Here is a 1,141-nt window from a genome sequence, read left to right as displayed (position 1 = left end):
GCTATTTTCGTATTTGCATACATGCTTGTCATCGGTGAAGAGTACCTGCATTTACGTAAGTCAAAACCTGTGATGGTGGCTGCAGGTAACCTTTGGATTCTTGTAGCAATCTCTTACAACATGGCGGGTGACACGACGAGTGCGCATGTGATGATTCAGCATAATATCAGTGAATCTGCTGAGCTATTGCTGTTTTTGCTTGCCGCAATGACATATGTAAACACCATGCAAGAGCGTAACGTATTTGCTGCGTTGCGTTCATATTTGGTTTCTAAAGGGTTCTCTCTTAAAGCGATTTTTTGGATAACCGGTGCTTTGGCATTTGTGATCTCTCCGATTGCAGACAACTTAACAACGGCACTTGTCATGGCTGCTGTTGTGATGGCTGTGGGCGGTTCGAATGCAAAGTTTATCGGTATGGGCTGTATTAACATTGTTGTTGCCGCAAATGCTGGTGGTGCGTTTAGCCCGTTTGGTGACATCACTACACTCATGGTATGGCAAAAAGGTTTAGTTGAATTCACTGAGTTTTTTGCACTATTGGTACCATCCATTGTGAATTGGCTTGTGCCAGCATTGTTGATGTCACTGTTCTTGCCAAANGGACAGCCAGAGGGTGTTGATGAAGCCGTGACCGTGAAGAAGGGCGGTATCGTGGTTATCTTCTTGTTCTTGGGAACTATCGCCATGGCCGTGTCTTTCCACAGTGTTCTTCACTTGCCTTCGATGGTAGGCATGATGACCGGCTTGGGTGTTCTGAAAATCTACGGCTACTACCTCAAAATCACGGGCGAGAATACCTTGCGCACCATTGAGCAACACGCTGGTATCAGCGAAACAGAGCCGGGAACCTTTGATATTTTCGATCAATTACAGCGCGCAGAGTGGGATACATTGATGTTCTTCTATGGCGTGGTGTTATGCGTTGGTGGCCTAAGTGCGTTTGGCTACCTCAACTTGGCGTCTATTTTTATGTACGAGCAAATGGGCGCGAGCTGGGCCAATATTTTGGTCGGTGTGTTGTCGGCGATTGTCGATAATATTCCTGTCATGTTTGCCGTGTTAACTATGCTTCCTGATATGTCAGTGAATCAATGGTTATTGGTGACATTAACCGCTGGAGTAGGTGGTTCGATGCTTT

Annotated in this window: 1 protein-coding gene; it reads left to right on the top strand. The window is 46.0% G+C overall.

The window, feature by feature from the left end; all coding sequences use genetic code 11:
- Positions 1 to 1,141, top strand: a 1,141-nt coding sequence (gene nhaD / locus A3738_RS19620; RefSeq protein ID WP_068763798.1) for a sodium:proton antiporter NhaD, incomplete at both ends; no start/stop codon positions are given.

It is taken from the genome of Oleiphilus sp. HI0066, from assembly GCF_001635725.1.
Note: the sequence above shows the minus strand (reverse complement) of the source record. Positions and strands in the feature narration are given on the sequence as shown.